At 41.7% G+C, this 21,379-nt stretch carries 19 protein-coding genes and 1 pseudogene; 9 read left to right on the plus strand and 11 right to left on the minus strand.

What is annotated here, in order from left to right:
• Nucleotides 1-317: 317 nt before the first annotated feature.
• From AABK37_RS31735 to AABK37_RS31750, 4 genes are all read right to left on the minus strand, one after another.
• Entirely contained in the window at nucleotides 318-1,232 is a 915-nt protein-coding gene (locus AABK37_RS31735) for a branched-chain amino acid transaminase (protein ID WP_432555475.1), read from the minus strand.
• Between the two features lie 250 nt (nucleotides 1,233-1,482).
• Complete coding sequence (locus tag AABK37_RS31740) at nucleotides 1,483-2,223, minus strand: hypothetical protein (RefSeq protein ID WP_432555461.1); 741 nt, start codon at nucleotides 2,221-2,223, stop codon at nucleotides 1,483-1,485.
• Complete coding sequence (locus AABK37_RS31745; protein ID WP_432555462.1) at nucleotides 2,205-2,855, minus strand: ParA family protein; 651 nt, start codon at nucleotides 2,853-2,855, stop codon at nucleotides 2,205-2,207. The genes AABK37_RS31740 and AABK37_RS31745 overlap by 19 nt, the downstream gene beginning before the upstream one ends.
• 42 nt (nucleotides 2,856-2,897) lie before the next feature.
• Nucleotides 2,898-3,041, minus strand: a complete 144-nt coding sequence (locus AABK37_RS31750) for a histidine kinase (RefSeq protein WP_432555463.1) — start codon at nucleotides 3,039-3,041, stop codon at nucleotides 2,898-2,900.
• Between the two features lie 37 nt (nucleotides 3,042-3,078).
• On the opposite strand from AABK37_RS31750, the gene AABK37_RS31755 reads away from it, so the two are divergent.
• Nucleotides 3,079-4,437, plus strand: a complete 1,359-nt coding sequence (locus AABK37_RS31755) for a cytochrome P450 (protein WP_432555464.1) — start codon at nucleotides 3,079-3,081, stop codon at nucleotides 4,435-4,437.
• Nucleotides 4,438-4,693: 256 nt separating this feature from the next.
• Nucleotides 4,694-6,007, plus strand: coding sequence for a serine hydrolase (locus tag AABK37_RS31760; RefSeq protein WP_432555465.1), 1,314 nt, complete (start codon nucleotides 4,694-4,696; stop codon nucleotides 6,005-6,007).
• Nucleotides 6,008-6,242: 235 nt separating this feature from the next.
• Here the strand turns inward: AABK37_RS31760 and AABK37_RS31765 are convergent, their stop codons facing one another.
• Nucleotides 6,243-7,160, minus strand: coding sequence for a histone deacetylase family protein (locus tag AABK37_RS31765; protein WP_432555476.1), 918 nt, complete (start codon nucleotides 7,158-7,160; stop codon nucleotides 6,243-6,245).
• A 226-nt stretch (nucleotides 7,161-7,386) separates the two neighbouring features.
• Nucleotides 7,387-7,599, minus strand: a complete 213-nt coding sequence (locus tag AABK37_RS31770; protein WP_432555466.1) for a hypothetical protein — start codon at nucleotides 7,597-7,599, stop codon at nucleotides 7,387-7,389.
• Nucleotides 7,600-7,819: 220 nt separating this feature from the next.
• On the opposite strand from AABK37_RS31770, the gene AABK37_RS31775 reads away from it, so the two are divergent.
• Complete coding sequence (locus AABK37_RS31775; protein ID WP_432555467.1) at nucleotides 7,820-9,112, plus strand: chloride channel protein; 1,293 nt, start codon at nucleotides 7,820-7,822, stop codon at nucleotides 9,110-9,112.
• On the opposite strand, the gene AABK37_RS31780 is transcribed toward AABK37_RS31775, so the two are convergent.
• On the minus strand, nucleotides 9,109-9,249 hold the full coding sequence (locus tag AABK37_RS31780) for a hypothetical protein (protein WP_432555468.1): 141 nt from the start codon (nucleotides 9,247-9,249) through the stop codon (nucleotides 9,109-9,111). The two genes, AABK37_RS31775 and AABK37_RS31780, sit on opposite strands and share 4 nt — an antisense overlap.
• A gap of 126 nt (nucleotides 9,250-9,375) precedes the next feature.
• On the opposite strand from AABK37_RS31780, the gene gyrA reads away from it, so the two are divergent.
• Together gyrA and lnt are read left to right on the plus strand one after the other, a co-directional pair.
• Nucleotides 9,376-11,991 carry a DNA topoisomerase (ATP-hydrolyzing) subunit A gene (gene gyrA, locus AABK37_RS31785; protein ID WP_432555469.1) on the plus strand — a complete coding sequence of 872 codons (2,616 nt, stop codon included), beginning with the start codon at nucleotides 9,376-9,378 and terminating at the stop codon, nucleotides 11,989-11,991.
• A 24-nt stretch (nucleotides 11,992-12,015) separates the two neighbouring features.
• Nucleotides 12,016-13,596, plus strand: coding sequence for an apolipoprotein N-acyltransferase (gene lnt / locus AABK37_RS31790; protein ID WP_432555470.1), 1,581 nt, complete (start codon nucleotides 12,016-12,018; stop codon nucleotides 13,594-13,596).
• A 504-nt stretch (nucleotides 13,597-14,100) separates the two neighbouring features.
• Here lnt and AABK37_RS31795 read toward each other — a convergent pair.
• The gene (locus AABK37_RS31795; RefSeq protein ID WP_432555471.1) at nucleotides 14,101-14,289 is read right to left on the minus strand and encodes a hypothetical protein; all 189 of its coding nucleotides are present in this window, start codon (nucleotides 14,287-14,289) and stop codon (nucleotides 14,101-14,103) included.
• Nucleotides 14,290-14,380: 91 nt separating this feature from the next.
• Here AABK37_RS31795 and AABK37_RS31800 point away from each other — a divergent pair, with 91 nt between their 5' ends.
• Complete coding sequence (locus AABK37_RS31800) at nucleotides 14,381-14,821, plus strand: TOBE domain-containing protein (protein WP_089128948.1); 441 nt, start codon at nucleotides 14,381-14,383, stop codon at nucleotides 14,819-14,821.
• A 158-nt stretch (nucleotides 14,822-14,979) separates the two neighbouring features.
• On the opposite strand, the gene AABK37_RS31805 is transcribed toward AABK37_RS31800, so the two are convergent.
• Nucleotides 14,980-15,189 carry a TOBE domain-containing protein gene (locus AABK37_RS31805; RefSeq protein WP_039739807.1) on the minus strand — a complete coding sequence of 70 codons (210 nt, stop codon included), beginning with the start codon at nucleotides 15,187-15,189 and terminating at the stop codon, nucleotides 14,980-14,982.
• A gap of 604 nt (nucleotides 15,190-15,793) precedes the next feature.
• Between AABK37_RS31805 and AABK37_RS31810 the strand changes: the two genes are divergently transcribed.
• The 3 genes from AABK37_RS31810 to AABK37_RS31820 all read left to right on the plus strand — a co-directional run bounded on the left by AABK37_RS31810 (nucleotide 15,794) and on the right by AABK37_RS31820 (nucleotide 20,027).
• Nucleotides 15,794-17,530, plus strand: coding sequence for a S8 family peptidase (locus AABK37_RS31810; protein ID WP_432555472.1), 1,737 nt, complete (start codon nucleotides 15,794-15,796; stop codon nucleotides 17,528-17,530).
• An 819-nt stretch (nucleotides 17,531-18,349) separates the two neighbouring features.
• Nucleotides 18,350-18,757: a hypothetical protein gene (locus tag AABK37_RS31815; protein ID WP_039740622.1), complete on the plus strand. Its 408-nt coding sequence runs from the start codon at nucleotides 18,350-18,352 to the stop codon at nucleotides 18,755-18,757.
• Between the two features lie 4 nt (nucleotides 18,758-18,761).
• Complete coding sequence (locus AABK37_RS31820; protein WP_432555473.1) at nucleotides 18,762-20,027, plus strand: glutamate-5-semialdehyde dehydrogenase; 1,266 nt, start codon at nucleotides 18,762-18,764, stop codon at nucleotides 20,025-20,027.
• A 63-nt stretch (nucleotides 20,028-20,090) separates the two neighbouring features.
• On the opposite strand, the gene AABK37_RS31825 is transcribed toward AABK37_RS31820, so the two are convergent.
• Nucleotides 20,091-20,864 (minus strand): nucleotidyltransferase domain-containing protein, encoded by a 774-nt coding sequence (locus tag AABK37_RS31825; RefSeq protein WP_432555474.1) that lies wholly within the window; start codon nucleotides 20,862-20,864, stop codon nucleotides 20,091-20,093.
• 129 nt (nucleotides 20,865-20,993) lie between these two features.
• A pseudogene (locus AABK37_RS31830) lies at nucleotides 20,994-21,155 on the minus strand (fatty acid desaturase); the annotation flags it as partial.
• Nucleotides 21,156-21,379 lie beyond the last annotated feature (224 nt).

Raw genomic sequence — 21,379 nt, forward strand, 5'->3', positions numbered from 1 at the left:
TTGCCACACCTTGATTCCTTAAAAACTACCCATAAGGGTTTTGACCCTTCTTGCTTAGTCTCTCACAAAAATGGTCGGTTTATTTCCGCCACCCTGTACTAGTCTAAATCAGGAAATATTAACTTTCAGTTCCACCACAGCACCATTCGCGTGTAGAGTGCGAAGCGGGAAGTGTAACTCACCACCTTATATTGGTGCATTACGGTGCTTTCTAGTTGTGTAATTTGTCAAAATTCACTGCGGGTATGGCGATCGCGCACCCTACTTTATGAATGACTGCTCTCGTTTGCCCTTTGTTATTTGTCATTGATTAATGACTAAATAATAGAAATCGGATACAGCCAATCTCGATATTTGGATTCTCGATTTTCTGTAATTGCTATGAGTTTTTCTCTGAGTTTTTCAGTTATTGGTCTATTTTGTGGTAATTTATAACTTTCAATTCTTGTTACTGGAACAATTTTTGCTGCTGTACCACTTAAGAAAACTTCATCAGCAATTAAAAGCTCAGATTTATCAACAGAGCGTTCTACAATTTTAATACCCAAGTCTTTTGCAATTGTCAAAATGCTATCTCTGGTAATTCCTTCTAGAATATCTTGATCGTTTGCTGGGGTAAATATTTGCCCATTCCTGACGATAAAAATATTCATCCCGGAGGCTTCACTTACTTTACCCTGAGAATTCATTAAAATTGCTTCGTCAAAACCAGATTCCACAGCTTCGGTTTTCGCAAGAGAAGAAGTAATATACGCGGCACTAATTTTCCCTCTTAATGGGAAGCTGCGGTCTTCTTGTCGATACCAAGAACTAAATCGACAACTGACTCCTTCAGGAGATAAATAATCTCCTAATTCCAAACCATAAACAAAGAAATCTTTATCAATGTTATGAAGTCTGGGTAAAATTCCTAAATCTGAGGTGTAGACAAAAGGTCGAATATAAAAAGACTTGGTAGGCTTATTTCTTTTAACAAATTCAATTATAATTTCTTCTATTTTGTTTGCTGATAAGTTGTAGTGTAGGAATTTTGCACTGTCACTTAACCTTTGACAATGGCGGTCTAATCTAAATAATAAGATTTGTTTAGGTTCTTGTGGATCTGGGATACCTCGTAGTCCGCCAAAAGCGCCGGTTCCATAGTGCAAAGCATGAGTTGCGATGGAAATTTTCGCTTCTGCAAAAGGTAAGAATTGATTTTGAAAGTAGGCGATCGCTAAAAAGTTGTACATCCAAAAATAAGCACCTAATACTCCCAGTAACCGCAAAGATTACTTTGATTTAATTAATAATATATGCGTTTCTGAGATTTTTAGTCAAACAAAGCTTACTTTTTATTAAGTATTTATAAATCTGGCGATCGCTATTATCAACTATTCCTTACTATCGCAAAAACACTGACTCACAAGTATAAACCTTTATAGCCGCATCCCAAAAAGGCTTGAGCTACTAAAGCAGTCATATGCGCTTTCTTGAAATCATTTAATCAAGTAACCACATTTGAGAAGAATTATCACCACCTTCATCCGGTTGATTTTGCGCTAAATCTACCGATGAGCGGTGTGATTTTTTGTAACTATCGGCTGGTTTAAATTCATGTTGCTCGGGTTGTGGTTGTGGTGGCTTTTGGGATGAGTAATATGATTTTTTGTAGTAGCTAGCGGCTGGTTTAAATTGATTTTGCTCCGGTTGGTGTTGCGGTGCTTTTTCTAATGCCTGATATGATTTTCTGTAGCTGCTAGCTGGGATAATTTCCTTTTCTTGTTTGACAACAATGCTTTCTTTTTCCTTTTCCTTTTCTTTTTTGAGAAGATTGCTTTCTTCTATAAGTTGGGAATTAGCTTCTGCAAGTTGTAGTGCAGCTTTCTTAGCATCATAAAGTTCTTTTGTCAATCGTTCTACTAATGCTTTTTGTTCTGACAAAAGCGCTTGCTCACCAGACAAAGCTGACTGCAAATCACTATTTTCTTGCTGTAATTTTTTTTCTCTCTGGCGCGATCGTTCGTCTTTTTCTTGCAACTCTTTGACCATTGCTTCTAAATCAGCCTTGGTTGGAGTGCGTCTAGCCGGAGTTTGCTCAGGTGTATCTGTTAACAATTCTTCAGATGATTCGGCATGTTCTACAATTGCCTCAGCAGGAACTTCGATTGCAGATTCGGTTTCCTCTGGTGTAAATTTTTGTGCTTGTTCTTGTAGCACGTCGGCTACACGTCTCTTAACCATAATTTCCTCCAATCACGCTTTAATTCATCAGCTACGCGGCGGTAGTCTGACTCCGCTTCGCGTGCATTATTTCCTCGCCATTGAGTAATCGCCATACCATCCAGCGCTGCTCGTTCGTGTGCTTTGTAAGCACGAATAAAGTTATTGCAAGCAGGTATTCCTAACTGTACCAAGGTATTTTTAGCTTCCTGTGCTTCTGCCAAACTCCGTGTATCCACTTTGGTTAGCAACACTCGATGGGGTGTTCCCAAGGGAGTGACGGCTTTTTGAATTGTGTCAATTAGGACAGCTAAATCCATTGGTGCTGGGGGTGTAGGCAAAACCAAATAGTTTGCGATCGCCAATACCGCCGCTAAAGCTTCAGACCGCAGCGCCGGGGGCGTATCTACCATTACTAAATCGTAACCTGTTATCTTTCCTAAATTACCTAAAAGTTGAGGATCTGTCTCTTGGGATAGGTCGAACCCCATACCATTCTGACTGCGGCTATACCACCAACTAGCAGAACCTTGAATATCTGCATCAATGAGAAGAACCTTTTTCTCTTTAGCAAATGTTGCAGCCAGATTGACGGCGGTAGTGGTTTTACCCACGCCACCTTTGCCATTGAGGATAGCGATGATTTTTGCCACTTACTTTTTGCTACTGACGCTACCTTACAAGACTATACATCTTTATGTGACATAAAAGATTGGTAATTGGGAATGGGGCATTGGGCAATGGGTAATGGGGCATTGGGCATGGGGCATTGGGCATGGGGCATTGGTAATAATTCTTTTCCCTTTCCCCTTTACCCTTTTCCCCTCTTCAATAGGCAACGATAGAATCGAGAAGCCATCAACTTTAGAAGCAGATATGACCGCAAACGTAAATCTACCTGATGGACCAAAAATGCCGATATTTCTGCGGCAGATGAAATTTGTTTTTCAGCCGTTGGAATACGCTGATAATTTTGCGTCTTCTTATGGTGACACGTTCACTCTTTCCAATACGAGCGATTCTGTTATTGTCTACTTTAGTCATCCGCAAGCACTACAAGAGATTTTTGCTGCTGATTCTGTGCATTTTGAAAGTGGAAGGGGAAATCGAGGTTTACGATTTTTGCTAGGCGATAATTCTTTAATTTTACTGGATGGCGATCGCCACCACCGCCAACGCCAATTATTAACCCCTCCCTTTCATGGTGATAGAATGCGGGCTTATGGTGAAACTATTCGCCAAATCACCCAGCAAGTAAGCGACGAATGGAAAATTAACAAGTCTTTTAATATTCGTTCGTCGATGCAAGAAATCACCATGCGCGTCATTTTACGAGTTGTTTTTGGCTTAAATGAAGGACAGCGTTTTCAAGAACTTCGTCAGCTTCTAACATCCGTGCTGGATTTCATGGGTTCTCCATTTATGTCCGCTGCCTTCTTTTTTCGGTTCATCCAAAAAGATTTAGGCGCGTGGAGTCCGTGGGGTCGAGTGCTGCGTTTGATGGAACGAATTGATAAGCTTGTTTATGCTTTAATTGAAGAACGAAGAACTGAATCAAACCAAAATCGCCAAGATATCCTCAGTTTGATGATGTCTGCTCGTTATAATGACGGACAGCCGATGTCAAATCAAGAATTACGCGATGAGTTAATGACGCTGCTGGTTGCGGGACATGAAACTACCGCTTCTGCATTAACTTGGGCTTTTTACTGGATTGATTATTTACCGGAAGTGCGCGACAAACTACTAAAAGAACTCGCTTTTTTTGGTAACAACCCAGATCCAAGTATTATTGCTAAACTGCCTTATTTAAATGCAGTATGCCAAGAAACACTGCGAATTTATCCGATCGCAATGAATGGTTTTATTCGGGTAGTCAAATCCCCAATTAAAATTATGGGCTATCATCTACCAGCAAAAACTATAGTAGTCCCCAGTATCTACTTAGCACACCACCGCGAAGAAGTCTACCCACAACCGAAGCAGTTCAAACCAGAACGCTTTTTAGAAAGACAATTTTCCCAATACGAGTATTTACCCTTCGGTGGTGGTAATCGTCGCTGTATTGGTTTGGCTTTTGCTCAGTATGAAATGAAAGTGGTATTGGCAACAATTCTTTCTCAGTTTCAAGTCTCGCTAGTAAATAAGCGTCCTGTGCGTCCTGTGCGTCGTGGTTTGACTTTAGCCGCACCAGGGGGAATGCAGATGATTGCAACGCCTTATGTTTTAACTTGAAAAAGGCTGACCAAAATTTATCGGCAGGGTGGAAACATCAATTATCATCTCTTCGTCTAGGTGGTGGGTGTTTTCCACCCTTTTATTATTAAATGATTTTAATTGCTTTTGCCAATGGCAATGGCACAATTTTTTGTATTTGTATATTTTCATTATTAAATGTTTATTGATTTTTTTGACATTTTATTTTCCTGATGCAAAGCGAAAATCCAGTAAAGAAAGTTTAAGTAAATGTAAATACATTTTAAACACGCACATGAAATGTCGCTTATTTTTGGCAAGCTTGGCTAGTTTAGTGTTAATGTCTGAGCAAGCAAATGCAGCTAAATTAGAATCTTGGTATTTTGACCAAGCTCAAAATCAGTTACATATCACCACCGATTCTGGTATACAGCCTAAAGCTTTTTTACTTGATAACCCTAAACGGTTAGTAATTGACTTACCTGGAACGACTATTGACACTACAACGATGCGAAAAAGCTTTGGCAAAGCTATTAAAGAAATTCGCATTGGACAACCTGATGAAAAAAGCACTCGATTAGTAATTGAATTAGCACCTGGTTACAATATTTCTCCTCAAGGTCTTTCAATTAAAGGCGATTCGCGATCGCATTGGGTGGTGAATTTTTCATCAATTAACCGTCAGCCAAATGATGTCTCATTTTCGGCTGGTGAAAACCGCCAAGATATTGCGATCGCCCCAACTGATGCTTCATTATTTGCGGGAGTTGTGAATTTAGGTCAAGAAATACCAGTTTTAAATTCCCAAATAAAAGCATTAATGAATCGTTATCGTTCTTTAAGTCCGGGAATGTTTTTCTTAGATTTACAAACAGGTAACTATGTAGATATTAATGGCGAAAAGATATTTTCAGCAGCTAGTACAATTAAATTCCCGGTTTTAGTAGCTTTGTTTGAAGAAATAGATGCGGGTAGAATTAAGCTGAATGAAAAACTGGTGATGCGCCGTGGCTTAATTGCAGGCGAATCTGGAACAATGCAATACAAGCCTGTAGGCACAAAATTCAGCGTTTTGCAAACCCTAACTAATATGATAGTTATTAGCGACAATACGGCGACGAATATGATTATCGACCGTTTGGGCGGAGAAACTAAACTAAATCAACGCTTTCGTAATTGGGGATTGCAAAATACAGTAATTCGGAATAATCTTCCTGATGTCGGTGGTACGAATACAACTAGCCCGAAAGATTTGGTAAGACTGTCAGCGTTACTTACTAACAATCGTTTGCTATCACCAAAAAGCCGCAATCAAGTTTTAGCCATTATGCGCGGGACTCGCAATAGGTCTTTACTTCCCGCTGGTATAGATAAGAAAGCTATAATTTCTCACAAAACTGGTACACTCAGATTTATATTGGGCGATGCTGGCATAATTCAAATGCCAAACGGTAAAAGCTATTTAGCGGGTATTTTGGTACGCAGACCAAATTACGATGATGGGGCTGTAAGCTTTATTCGTCAAGTGTCAAGAGCGGTTTATAACTATTTGGGCGAGTCAAAACTTGGCAATGTTCCTATTAGTGAATCTAGCTTTGTAGATCGCTGACGCGAAAGTATTTCTAGTGGGCACTTCAGTGCCCCAAATAAGCGTTTCAACGCTTACTACGGTTATAAACAACGTTCTATTGTAGTGGGCACTTCAGTGCCCCAAATAAGCGTTTCAACGCTTATAGCGTTTCTCGGTTTAATGAGGTACACCCGTAGGGGCACGGCACTGCCGTGCCCCTACAACCCGCCATATAATTTTGTACCTCACCTGAGTGGAAATCGCTATACTACGGTTATAAACAACGTTCTATGGTGGCGACTACTGATTGAGAAAGTGTTTTAAAATCATAGCCGCCTTCTAAGCCAAAAAGAATTTTCCGAGTTAATCCCAAACAATAATCGGTGAACAAACCATAATCTTTTGGTTGTAAATTAATCATTGCTAAAGGATCGTCAGCGTTTCCATCGTAACCAGCACTGACAATCAGTAAATCTGGCTGAAAGTTGGCTAAAAAGGGAATTATCTTTTTTTCAAATAGCGGCTGATATACTGCCACATCGCTACCAGGTGGCACGGGTAAGTTTAACACGTTATCATGAAAACCGCGTTCTGTGGCTCTGCCAGTACCGGGATAGCAGGGGTATTGATGTAGCGAACAGAAAGCAATCTGCTGGTTAGTTTCAACGATCGCCTGTGTACCATTACCATGATGTACATCCCAATCAAGAATAGCGACACGTTGAATTCCCGGTTGTTGTAAAGCGTAAAAAGCGGCGATCGCTGCATTAGAAAATAAGCAAAACCCCATCCCCGTATCACTTTCGGCGTGATGTCCCGGTGGACGCGCTAGCACAAAAGCGGGATTTTCAGTTGCTAACACAGCATTAATTCCATCCACCCAAGCACTCGCTGCCAATAATGCTACATCGTAGCTGCGCGGGGAAATTGGCGTATCTCCATCCAAATAACCACCGCCGGTAGAAGCGATTTGTTGGACTTTTTGAATGTAGCGCGGAGTGTGTGCTTGTTGCAGAACAGACATCAAATCAAGCGCTTGGGATGCTGGTGTAGGCGATCGCCATTCAATTTGTTCTGCAAACGCAGCTGCTTTAATAGCGGAAGCGATCGCTGTTAACCTTTCTGGCTTCTCTGGATGAAGATATCCAGTTTTGTGTTCCAAAAACTCGCTACTATAGATAACTGGGAACATAGCGTCAGCAAAGTGGGCAGCAGGATACAGCGGTTTCAATTGTATCTTTAATAAAAGGTTTGTATAGAGTATTTTGATGTTGCAGCAATACCCTGTAAGGGTATCGCTACACGGACAAAGCCTGCCTTCGCAGGCTGAAAAACTGATAGCCTGCCTTCGCAGGCTTTGTTCTGGTAGCCCCAGGCTTCTAGCCTGCGGGCGTTTTTGTTGACGAATTGTACTATTGTTAACCGATACCACTCATTTCATCGTTTGGTTCATCAAGCATTTCCGGTACTACACCCGGCATACCTCGAAGTTCTTCTGGGGGTAATTCCCGTAACACATCTTCAATATTGGGCGGATGTTTGATCATGTCCAACACCTCTGGACTTAATTCTGGCGCATCCTCCTCTGGATTCATCTTTTCAGCTTGATTAATATGTTTTTCCTCAGTCATAATTTTTGCCCTATAGAACTTACGCCTCAGCTTAAACTCTGCTGCGATGAGACACACACTATCTTGGGGCTTAAATTACCAAGATGACCGCATAAGGCACAGAAAATCAACCCTCCTTTGGCTGGAAGATAATACACCAAAATAAATGCTATTACTCATAAAAAGCATAAATATTCGGTAGTTTACGTTACATTTTTTTAATTTAAATAGGAAATCAGCAGTGCTACCAAAGCGTAACAATTCCGATCAAACTCAACGTTGGACACCTCAGCTTTTTGGACTGCTAAGACGTAATCCGCTGATGATTTCGCGGTGGGTTTTACGCTGGGCAGGTGTGGGGACTGTTTGTGGTTTATTTGCTGCTTTCTACTGGAATGTTTTAGAACTAATTACTCACCAACTGCAACGATTTAACGGTCTGAGTTTGTTGATAGTGATGCCATTAGCCGGTTTAGTTATTGGGCTGGTGATTCATTTTTTGGGAAATCCTGGTGAAATCGCCGTGATTGTCGATAATATCCATTTTCGCGGCGGACGGCTGGATGCTCGCAAAAATCCTTCAATGATTCTGGCTTCTTTAGTGAGTATATCAGCAGGGGGCAGTGCTGGACCAGAAGCACCACTAGTACAGGTTACAGGTTCTTTTGGTACTTGGATTGCCGATCGCTGGCAACTTCAAGGTGAAGACCTCAGAACTATGAGTTTAGCGGCAATGGCTGCGGGTTTTACAGCTTTGTTTGGCGCACCTCTTGGGGGTGCGATGTTCGCTTTAGAAATTTTACACCATCAGCATATCGTGGAGTACTACGAAGCGTTGATGCCAGCGATTGTTTCGAGTTGTGCTAGTTATGTGGTGTTTGCGGCAATTACACACTTGGGAATTGCCCCAACTTGGCATTTCCCCAACTACCAGCTAGAAAACATTGATGATTTTGCTTTGGCTATTTTGTTTGGGATGATTGGGGCAGTCGCAGGATGGATTTTTATCGGTATTTTTCGCTCTTGCGATCGCTTATACACCCAGATTCCCGGACCAATTTATTTACGCACAACACTAGCAGGACTGGCATTAGGCTGTTTAGTCGCAATATTGCCGCTAACTCGTTATTTTGGACATGAAGAGTTGGAATCTGTCGTTAATACTAACTTGGATGCTGTTTTCCTCTTAACTCTTGCTTTGGGCAAAATGGCTGCGATTAGCCTTACCGTTACAGGTGGATGGCGAGGTGGATTTATCATACCTTTATTTTTCACTGGTGCTTGTATCGGCAAAGCGATCGCAATTTTAATTCCAGGAATTAATCCGGCGCTGGCAATGATTTGTACAATGGCTGCTATCAATGCAGCAGTGACGCGCACACCTGTAAGTACAACTTTGCTGCTGTCAAAATTAACTAACTTCAGTCCCATGACACCGATTCTCTTTGCCAGTTTGATGGGATTTTTTCTTGCCCCTAAAGTTCCCTTGATTGCATCTCAACTCAAATCTTCCGAATCCCGTCAAGAAGACTAGGAGAGGGGGGGATGGGGAGAGGGGGGGATGGGGAGAGGGGGGGATGGGGAGAAAGAAGAATTATTCTCCTTGTCTCCTTGTCTCCTTGTCTCCTTGTCTCCTTGTCTCCTTGTCTCCCCAGTCCCTAACCCCGGCAAACGAAGGCAAAATGTGCTAGAATTTTAACAAATAATTGCCATTATTCAAGACAAATTTAGAATAATTCGGCGTTTACTGAATTAAAAAAGCAAAAATCTGCCACTTTTGGAGTTTTTTAAGGTTATATGACTTATTCCCAGGATAGGATAATCCCCACCGATCTGCGGAACGAAATGTCCCGGTCTTATCTGGAATACGCGATGAGCGTAATTGTAGGTCGGGCGTTGCCAGATGCCAGGGATGGTCTGAAACCTGTGCATCGCCGCATCCTTTATGCCATGCATGAGTTGGGGTTGACAGCAGACCGTCCGTTTCGGAAATGTGCTCGTGTAGTCGGGGAAGTGCTGGGTAAATATCATCCCCACGGCGACACGGCAGTGTATGATGCTTTGGTGCGGATGGCGCAAGATTTTTCGATGCGATCGCCTCTAATCAACGGGCATGGTAATTTCGGTTCGGTAGACAACGACCCGCCAGCGGCAATGCGTTACACTGAATGTCGCTTGCAAGCTTTAACCAGCGCTGCCCTACTCCAAGACATCGAATCGGAAACCGTAGACTTTATCGATAACTTCGACGGTTCCCAACAAGAACCGACAGTTTTACCCGCACGTATTCCCCAGTTACTCCTCAACGGTTCCTCTGGGATTGCTGTGGGTATGGCAACTAACATTCCTCCTCACAACTTGGGCGAGTTGATTGATGGGTTAGTAGCGCTAATTCACAACCCGGAAATCACTGATATCCAGTTGATGCAATATATCCACGGTCCCGACTTTCCGACGGGAGCTACTATTCTGGGAACAGCCGCGATTAAAGAAGCTTACACCACCGGACGCGGTTCGATTACCATGCGCGGCGTAGCTACAATTGAAACCGTAGAACAGCGCGGACGCCCGGATAGAGAAGCGATTATCATCACCGAATTGCCCTACCAAACCAACAAAGCGGGGTTAATTGAAAGAATCGCCGAAATGGTGAACGAAAAGCGCTTAGAAGGAATTGCAGATATTCGGGATGAAAGCGATCGCGATGGAATGCGAATCGTCATCGAACTCAAACGCGATGCTTATCCCCGCGTCGTCTTAAACAATCTCTACAAACAAACGCCTTTGCAAGCCAACTTTGGCGCAAATATGTTGGCGTTGGTAAATTCCGAACCGCAAGTTCTTACCCTCAAACAGTTCTTAAGCGTCTTTTTAGATTTTCGCATTCAAGCGATTACTAGACGCACGCAATACGAACTGCGAAAAGCCGAAGAACGCGATCATCTTTTACAAGGGTTATTAATTGCCCTATCACATTTAGATGCAATTATTAACTTAATTCGTAATGCATCGGATGCGCCCACAGCAAAAGGTGAATTAATCGCAAATTACGGACTTTCAGAAGTGCAAGCGGACGCAATTTTGCAAATGCAACTGCGACGTTTAACAGCACTAGAAGCCGATAAAATTCGCCTGGAACACGAAGATTTACAAAATCAAATTGCCGACTTGCAAGATATATTGGCACGGCGGGAACGGATTTTAGAAATCATTGAAACCGAAGTTACCCAAATAAAAGCAGCTCATGCCACACCGCGCCGCACGGTAATTTCATTAGGTGAAGGCGAATTAGATGACCTTGATTTGATCGCTAATGAAAAAGCGATTATTTTGATTACTCAACAAGGCTACATCAAACGAATGCCAGTGAATACCTTTGAAGCGCAAAATCGTGCTACCAGAGGTAAAGCTGCTGCCAAAGTGAAAGATGATGACACCGTTGAGCATTTCTTGAGTTGCTGCGATCACGACAGTGTTTTATTTTTTAGCGATCGCGGAGTTGTTTACTGCGTCAAAGCATATCAAATTCCCGTCAGTTCCCGTACAAGTCGCGGTACACCAATCGTGCAAATGCTGCCGATTCCCAAAGAAGAAAAAATCACTTCTATCGTCCCCGTTTCCGAGTTTAGCAACGATGAATACCTGGTAATGCTCACCAAAGGCGGCAACATCAAGAAAACCGCATTGGAAGCATTTAGCAACATTCGCGCCAACGGCTTAATAGCCATATCTCTCGAAGAAGGCGACCAACTCCGCTGGGTAGGACGCGCTAGAGTAGAAGACAGCATCATCATTGGTTCTCGTCTGGGTATGGCAATTCACTTTCGCTGTAGCCAAGAGCAATTGCGTCCTCTAGGTAGGGCAACTCGTGGAGTCAAAGCCATGAAGCTGAAGAAAGGCGATGAACTGGTGGGTATGGCAATTTTACCAGCCGCAATTCTTGACACCTTGGATACGGTTACAGAGACAGAAGTTGACCTGAACGAGGATATCGAAACAGAAGAAATCATCGCAGAAGAAGAATCACAAGAAATTCCCGCTAACGGCAGTATTGGTCCTTGGGTGTTGGTCATTACAATGGGGGGATATGGCAAGCGCGTCCCAGTTGCTCAATTCCGCTTGCAAAATCGTGCCGGTCAAGGTTTAATGGCAACCAAATTCAAAAACCGGAAAACCAAAGACAAATTGGCGGCTTTGCACATCGTCAACAGCGACGATGAAATCATGATGGTTACTAATCGCGGTATTATTATCCGACAAGCGACAAATGCCATTTCTGTACAATCGCGATCTGCTACTGGAGTGCGAGTGCAGCGTTTAGACGAAGAGGACGCAATTACCGGAGTAGCGATCGTTCCCTCCTCTCCCGATGATGTGGCATCCGATAATGGTGATGTGGCAGAGGTGGAATAAAAAATAAAGGATGAAGGATGAAGTATGAAGTATAAAACAAAAAAGCTGTTTTCAGCCTTTAGCCTTTACACTTCATCCTTGTTAAGCGGTATTTTTATGGGGCTTACCGTTGCCCCATTTAATGTATGGTTCTTAGCTTGGATAGCCCTAGCCCCCTTGTGGGTATTAGTCATCAATTCTGCACAAACAAAAAAACAATCTCCCCCCTCCCCCCCTTCCCCCCTCCTCCTCGCCCTCGCTTGGGGTATAGGTTATCACGGTCTTGCCCTATCCTGGATTACTGGAATTCATCCGATGACTTGGATGGGCGTTCCTTGGTTGGCGAGTTTGGGAATAGCTTTATTTTGTTGGACATTCATTACTTTGTGGGGCGCCGCATTAGTCGCTATTTGGGCGATCGCCATGAGAACAATTTCCAGCCAAAATAAATTTACTCGCGTTCTCATTGGTACAGCTATTTGGTGCGGGTTAGAATCACTTTGGAGTAATGGCGCTTTGTGGTGGACTACTATTTCTTACACTCAGGCACCGTATAATCTCGTAATTTTACATTTAGGTCAACTTTCAGGCTCAAGTGCGGTGACAGCGGCAATTGTCGCCGTGAATGGCTTGGTTGCCGAAGCTTGGATACAAGGAAAAAGTAAAAAGGTAGAAGGTAGAAGAAAGAATTTTTACTTTTACCTTTTGCCTTTTGCTTTTTGGCTTATTATCCACCTTATCGGCTTTAGTTTATACAGCCGTCCCCTCACGCAACCACCAGAAACCGCCTTAAAAGTAGGAATTATTCAGGGGAATGTCCCCAACGAAATCAAACTTTACCCTGAAGGTTTTCGTCGCGCTATTGAAGGTTACACTACTGGATATTTAACATTAGCAAATCAAGGTATAAATGCAGTATTAACCCCAGAAGGAGCCTTACCTTTTTTCCAGCGTGACTTAAAGGAAACTTCTTTGATTTCAGCAGTGCGAGAAAAAGGCATAGTTGCTTGGATCGGCGCTTTTGCAGAACGAGGACGCAGTTATACAAATAGCTTATTTACCTTTACTGGTAACGGAGAAATTTTCAGCCGTTACGATAAAACAAAGTTAGTTCCTATTGGCGAGTATATTCCCTTTGAGGAAATTTTAGGCGGTATTATTCAGCGGTTATCACCTTTAGACGAACACCAAGTTCCCGGCTCATCAAATCAAGTATTTAACACACCTTTTGGTCGTGCTATTGTTGGTATTTGTTACGAATCTGCTTTTTCCGAACAATTCCGCCGTCAAGCTGCCGCAGGTGGACAATTTATACTTAGTCCTTCTAACGATGCCCATTACAGCGCTGCCATGCCTGCTCAACACCATGCCCAAGATATCATGCGGGCAATTGAAACTGATAGATGGGGAGTGCGGGCAACGAATACGGGATACTCAGCTTTTGTTGATCCTCACGGCAGAACTTTGTGGATATCTGGACACAATACTTACGAAACTCACGTCGAAACAATTTATCGCCGACAAACGCAAACTTTTTATGTACGTTGGGGCGATTGGTTGACACCATTATTATTAGGATTAGCCGCGTTAGCGTGGTTTCTAGAAAGACAGGTAAAAACAGATTGAATTATCTGTCAACGTAAAATACTCTCTTGATTCGTAGTGAGGGCTTCAGCCCTCATAACTTCGGTTTTAAGGGCTGAAGCCCTTACTACAAATAAGCATAGAAAATTGTATCTTTTATTTCAGATATTTTTCAAGCACAATTAAAATCCAGGTTTGCAGATTTCAACAGATGTGACGAGTGATGTTACCATTTCAATTTGATAATGTTTACGCTCTCATATGAAGGTTTAATTATATCGCTAGCTGATGAAAAGCTAAAACTTGCATAAATATTTCAAGGGTGTTTGAAATCTATGGTAAGAAAATCTTTAGGTTTGGTAATTATCGTGTTTGGCATCAGTTTAATAGCAGCCGTATTTAGTTCAGCAATAGTAAATGGAAATATATTTCCAGTCGCTTTCCTTGTGGTTTTTATCGGTGGTTTATTACTATTTTGGGAAGCAGACAGAAGCTAGCAATCAAATCAAATCGTTATACCACCAACTTTCTTTGGCACTATAAAGACTAGACCGTTTTTTGGTAAAATGCTGCGAGTACCACAGAACTAGCTGTCCTGCTTGCTTGAAAGTATCCACCTGATACCAGCAAGGTGCTGTTAAATTGTGCTACTACAGAAGATGGAGTTAGCAGCGGCAAGTTAATTGCCAGCATTCTGCTAATCAAAGCCAGAATTCGTCTGCTTTTTCTGGTCAAATTGTAATTAAAGAAACTTTTTGCGTAAAATTAACGCTTGGTAGTATCTTACCAGCACAACTGATAAATTACCAATAAAATTGGTAAAACTATGCCAAGAAAAGAACAAGGATGGATCACTTTTCAAACATCTGACGAGGAACGGAAAATTCTCGAAGAGTTCTGTCAGCAGTCTCAGCGCACTAAGACGGAGATTTTGCGGGAACTAGTGCGGGGTTTAAATACGCTTTCCTCTCCACCGTCAGCACCACCACCAACCAAGCAAACAAAGAAAAAAGGTGCTGATACTCCACACATAGAAATTAGTACTCAAAAGAAACCTTTAAAAGTTAGCTCTCGCAATATTCTTAAAGGTGTGGTAAAAGAAGTTATTCGCGGAGAAGTTAACAGTCAAGTGACGATAAAGGTAATTCACGAAGTTGAGTTAACATCGGTTATTACCACAGTATCAGCGGATGATTTAGAACTATATGAGGGAACAGAAGCATATGCGCTGATTAAGTCCAGCGATATTGCGATCGCTAAGGACTGAAGCTGAGTTAATTTCTTTGAGTTTCTAATAATTAAGAATTTAAATATTGGCAGCAAAATTTAATTTTGTATTTTCTCAAAGTGACAACCATGCCCATAAACCCGACTTTTTTAATAAGTCGGGTTTCTAAATCGTTTGTTGATATAGTCGCTAAATATCTATTCTACAGCTACCATTACATCGGTTGATTTAATTACTGCATAAGCTTCTTTGCCTTCTGCTAGTCCTAGCGTCTCTCCTGAATGTTTTGTAATTATTGCTGTTATTTCTACTCCAGGTGCTATTTCTAATACTACTTCAGTGTTAATAGAGCCTGGTTCAATTTTTTTCACAGTAGCTTTGATAGCATTGCGTGCGCTAATTTTCATCTTTTATTACCCTAATTAAGGAAAATGTTACTCATAAATATTAACAACAAACTTTGATTAAATTATTAACATTTAAAAATAATTAATATTTATAGCAGTTGATGGCTTGTATTTGCATTATAAAAAATATTATCAGCGCATTATTGAGATGTAGCCAATTGCTAAGTTAATGACTGAGCAATTTATAAGATTTTTTCAGCAATCGAAATTATGCAAAATTATGCAGTGTAAAAGTTAATTTTTTCTAAATGCACATACTTTGCAAAATGTAAATATACGTAGTAATTTGTCAAATCAGAATCTAAAAACGGTTAGAATGCAGATGTTTTTAGCATGTAATAGGCGGTTATCTCACGCTTAGATGAACCACTGACTTCTCCAGTCTCCTTTGAAATCATGGGTGCAAGCGACTTACAAATCGCCTGCAACAGTTACGTAATACTAATTCTATGTGAGGTTGCGCTTCCCATCTGTGTAGGGGCAATTCATGAATTGCCCCTACTGAGTGCGAAAGAGCGTGCGTGCGTAAGAGCGTGCGCTTACGCATCTTCAAGCCAGAATTGGTATAAGTCTTGTATCTGCTATTTTACTAGAGGTGAATTTTATGGATATTAGCGATCGCCTGAACAATCCAAATGACTTAAGTCCTAAGTTTGAAGGATTTTTTATAGAGATGGCAATGCCGGGACAAAAACAGAAAGTCCAGGAAATCGTCACCGAAGCATTTGGTTTAGATTGGAACGTAGAACAAATTGGTGACAATTCGACTGAGTTTGAAGTCACTCTTAACAAAGAAGTTTTGTCCGTCAAAGATGCTTGGGATAAGTCTTATAATCTGCGTTCTCAACCAGGAGTTGTGGATGCACAGCCACTGTTTGCAGTTCCTTTAAGCGATCGCCAAGACTTCAATCTTGAGCCTGAAGTTGGTATGGAACGCTCAATAGATAATCTTAACACTGATGTCGAGTGGAGTCTCAAACAGATGCGCGTATTTGAGGCATGGTCACGCTTTTTCCCTGACCCAAATCGACCACCAGGACACGGAATTATTATCGGGCTACCGGATACAGGTTATACCGAACACCCGGAAATTATTACTAATATACTTATAAAAAAAGGCTACGATTTTCTCAAGAACGATCAAGACGCTAAAGACGAACTCGAAGCACCTTCAGGGGTATTGTTACCCGCTCCAAGTCACGGCACATACACATCTAGTTTGATGAGTAGTCCAAGAGGAGCACAACGCAATTATCCAAGCGGAAAAGGAATGACCGGAGTAGCTCCGGGCGCGAAAATAATACCTTTACGAGTATGTTACTCAGTTATACTGTTGAGCGTACTTAATCTAGCTAAAGCGATCGAGTATGCAGCGGATAATGGTGCTCATGTCCTGTCAATTAGCTTGGGCAGTGGTTTGTTCAACAAACGGCTGCGAAGTGCGATAACTTATGCTCAAAAACGAGGCTTAATTATAGTAGCAGCTGCTGGTAACTTTGTTCCTTACGTAGTTTGGCCCGCTGCTTATGAGGAAGTGATTGCTGTTACTGGCTGTGATGTGCAGCGTGAAATCTGGAAGGGTTCAGCGCGGGGACAGCAAGTTGATGTCACGGCGCCTTGTGACGGAGTTTGGTGTGCAAAAACTAAAAAGAAAAACGGTGAAATTGAATATGATGTTGAACCAGGTACCGGCACTTCTTTATGTACTCCCCAAGTCGCGGGTATAGCGGCTTTATGGTTGTCATATCATGGAAGAGATCAACTCATCCAACGCTATGGAGCCGAAAAAATTCCTTTTATCTTTAATCAAATTTTGCGTGATAGTTGCGAGCAATTTCCTACATGGAAGCCGAATAAATTTGGTGCAGGTATTGTTAATGCAGAGAAAGTCCTTGCAGCACCATTACCTGATAATGCTACTCGCTCAATTATTGCACCAGCGCAAGCTTTAGAACAACATCCGGCTATAGACAGCGGAAAACTCGATACTTTCGCTCATCTGTTTGAGGAGCAAGTATTTGACAGTCAACAAGAAACTAATTTTATGCAAGTGGCTGAAGATAACAATAAACTGCAAGCACATCTTGCGGAACTGTTGCAAACAACAGAAACTCAATTACCACAGCGATTAAAAGAGGTGGGACAAGAGTTAGCTTTTTACTTTGCGACAAACCCGGAACTTTATCAGCAATTAGCCGAAACTCTAAAAAGCGAAAATTCAGATCCAAATCAGTTGAAAACAAGAACTTTAACTGAGTCATCAAAACCAAAGAATTTGGATTCGGTGCGCGAGATATTGTTGCAGAATGTGTCTGAAGTTTTCAAGACAAAATTGGGATGACATATTATATCATGTTTGAAAAATCACACATATTGTAGAGACGTGGGAGTGTGGAACGTCTCTACGAGGGTTAATGAGAGCAATAATTTGCTGTCTTCTGATATCAAACGCAGTGTGTGACTCAACTTAAGCCATCGTGAACTCAGGTCTTGATGGCGATTTTTTTGATGTTTGCGGCGTTATCCATATCTGCACTGACGGAGATAACTTTAGCCTGCGTATCTGGGGAAAGACTGTATTTTTATCTCACGCAAAGTCGCAGCGAAAAGTCCGATCGCTCGTAACCTCCGCTCAGAACTTTTCAAGACAGAGGCGTAAAGGAAGAATTGAGAAAATCCCGGTCAAGCAATAGGGATTATTAAAAATTAATAATTATGAATTATTAATTCATAATTATGTTATGTCGGGGGATTTAAACTCCACTACGAACAGGACTGCCTGCTAAGTCTGGAAATCAAACCCTTTTGAATTATGAATTATGAATTAATAATTATTATTGAGTTGCCGGAACAAAATTTTGGCGATCGCGTTACAATACCAGATATCCCCATACAAAAAATGTCCGCGCAGTCGTCACGTGCATTACTTTGAAAGCCACAAATGAAAGAATTTCTTAAAGAATGCTGCCAGATATCCTCCGGTCAGACATGCGACTTGTGTGAATAGGCAAATCAATTAAGATAAATTGTGGCAAGTTTTCTCTACCTACGCTATTGATATAAAAAGTTGTTACGAGAATAGCTACCCCCTATGGCATTTGCCATAAAGAAAGTTATTCTCGTATATTTTGATAAACACGCTCAAGTTATTACATCGGTTGTGCAATCCCAAAAAGCCGAAAAAATAGACTTTAACAATGAATATCCGTGTCCCTGTCGTCGTCGGGGACGCTTAATTCCGATTACGCTGACAGATGCCTTTGGTTGTGATCGCTGTCAGCAAATCTTTGTAGTGCAAGATAATGGTATTGTGCTAGAGCAACTTTCCACCACCTATCCCTACAAGCGAGCTTGGCGCTGGACAGGTTCTAGTTGGCATGTTGTGCATCCTCGGTTTGGAGAAAGTTATCTGCCCATAGCGCTGAGTATCATTTTCGTGCTAGTGATTATATGGCTGCCATTAGCACTAAAATTGGCAAATGGTTCCAGCATTATTGCTTGGGCAATGGTGGCGGTGCTTTTGGCTATCTTACCCGCACTAATGGTCTGGCTAACCTACAGACGTTAACTCAATGACAGTTGAAGTTTTTGACGATCGCCCCGAACCCATGAAAAGCGCTTTTCGCGCTTATCTAGCTTCCCTCAAATTGGGCATCACTAGGGGAGCAGATCGCAGTCGCGCAGTGTTGGCGATGGCACAAGCGCTTAACCGCTCGTTTGATGACATTCTAGAGGCAAATACCTTGGATCTAGAAGCAAGTCGGGAAATGGCGGTGCCTGAGTTGATTTTGGACTGGCTGAAGCTAACTCCACAACGCTTAGAAACGACAGTAGAGATTTTGCAAAGGTTGGGGGAATTACCAGATCCGCTGCGACGGGTGAGAAACGCCGACTATCAGCTAGAAGACTCGCAAACTTACTCGCAGTTAATGCCTTTGGGAGTGATTGCATTTATTTATGAGGCATTTCCTGATTTAGGAGCGATCGCAGCGGGTTTATGCATCAAAACAGGCAACAGTATCATTCTTAAAGGTGGTGCTGAAGCTAGTCATTCTAACGCGGCGATCGCTAACGCTTTGCAAAGTGCGATCGCCGAAGTTAATTTACCATCAGGCTGTTTAGAATTAGTCAGCGCAGAACATGGAGCTTCAATTCGGGATTTAGTCAACCAAGACCAATACCTGAATTTAGTTATTCCCTACGGTCGTTCTAGCTTGGTACAACAAGTAGTGCGACAGTCAACCGTTCCTGTGTTAAAATCAGGAATGGGCAACTGTTACCTTTACTGGTCGCTGAATGGTAGTTTGGAAATGGTACGGGGAGTGATTTTAGACAGCTATCAAAGCGAACCAGACCCAGTAAACGCCATAGAAAAAGTATTAATTCATCGCCAAGCTTTACCGTCATCTTTAGCAGTTTTGTGGAACAGCTTGAAAGAAAAAGGCTTTGAAATTAAAGCAGATGCGGAATTAGTAGAAGCCTTTCCTCAGTTGCAGCTAGCTAAAGATAGCGAGTGGGGAAGTGCTTATTTAACCAAGACAGTGGCATTTAAACTGGTGGATAGTTTAGAAGTAGCGATCGCCTGGATTAATCAATACAGCAGCGGTCATGCCGATTGCATTGTCACCGAATCTTATCAGGAAAGTCGGCAATTTGCCTTAGGAGTCAACAGCGCTTCTACTTACATCAACGCTTCCCCGCGCTTTTCTCGCAACCCCTCGCGGGGAGATTCGGTATTTTTAGGAATGTCTAATCAAAAAGGTCATCGACGCGGTTTGATTAGTTTAGAAACCTTGACAACGGTTAAGCATATTGTGCAGGGAAATGGACGGTTTTAAAACTAACACAACCCTCGTAGAGACGTTCCGGCGGAACGTCTCTACAATATGTATGATTTGCTTTTATCCTAACTTTTCATCCGCCAGCTTATATATAGTTGCCCTCATTTCATTAATAAAATCAAGTGCTTCGCCTACATTATTAGTTGGTTCCACATATTGACGTAAAGCTGTTTCTGCTTGCGGCTGGTAAAACGGATAATATTCAGAAAACTTTTGCGTCATTTCCTGCATATTTATAGTGTATAATGGCTCATTTATCATGACAATACCCAAACACAAACGCAATACTTTTTTTGATATCCACCGCACGTATTCCATTACATATTTAGGATTATTTCGGTCATCTTCATCTGGTTCTGTAATATCTTTCTGTATCTTTTCTAATGCTTTGTGGTAATTACCATTCAAAAGTTTTGCTAATTCCAATCCCGGCGGATATGATGAAAAGTTGGCAGTAATATCTTCACCGCAAATCAACACACTATCGGTTTTGAAGATAAATCTCAATCGTTCTGCTTTTGGGTCATCAAATTCTTTTTCTTCCATAGAACTGATGTCAAGACGCTCAAGTGTGGGATATTCTGGTTCAAATTCGTCTTTGATTTCTTTTTCCCATGCTTCATCGTCATCAGTGATACCACGTCGCAGAATAACTACTGTATCCATATCTGAAATTCCTGGACGGTCTTCCCCACGTCCAACACTACCCAAAAGATAATAAGCACACAAGTCAACACCAAAGCGATTTTCTACTTTTTCTCGCAAGTCGTTAAGCAGTTTTTGATATTCTGGCTTAACTTTCGAGAGTGAAGATTGATTAAGAATTAATTTCATATATGCTATATGTATATGTCGATAAGAACAGTTAAAAGTAGGGTGCCTTAACGAAGTAACGCACCCTACTTCTAATGCAAAATAATATTAGCTTTTCGCTAATTTCTTGTTGGAAGTATAGTAAACCTTGTAATGAGCGACTGCATAAAGCAGACCAATAATCAAGATGTCTTGAAAAAAATAATATAGTGATTTGCCAACATTAGGCTGAAAACATTCAGCGGGTATTGCAGCTTTCAAATCACCAAGGGTGAAGCCCGTGGACTCACCGCAACGCACTGTTTGAGGTATGTTTCAGTTTTTGTTTGTTTGCAGGATAAATTTATCTGGCAATGTATCTAACACTTTGCGTGTATGGATGATTGCCAGAATCTATTTGAAAGCATGAAGAATAAAGCATGAAAATCTCAACTTATAGCGTTTCTCGGTTTAATGAGGTACACCCGTAGGGGCACGGCAGTGCCGTGCCCCTACAACCCGCCATATAATTTTGTACCTCACCTGAGTGGGAATCG

It is taken from the genome of Tolypothrix sp. VBCCA 56010 (genome assembly GCF_050875635.1).
Taxonomy (GTDB): domain Bacteria; phylum Cyanobacteriota; class Cyanobacteriia; order Cyanobacteriales; family Nostocaceae; genus Hassallia.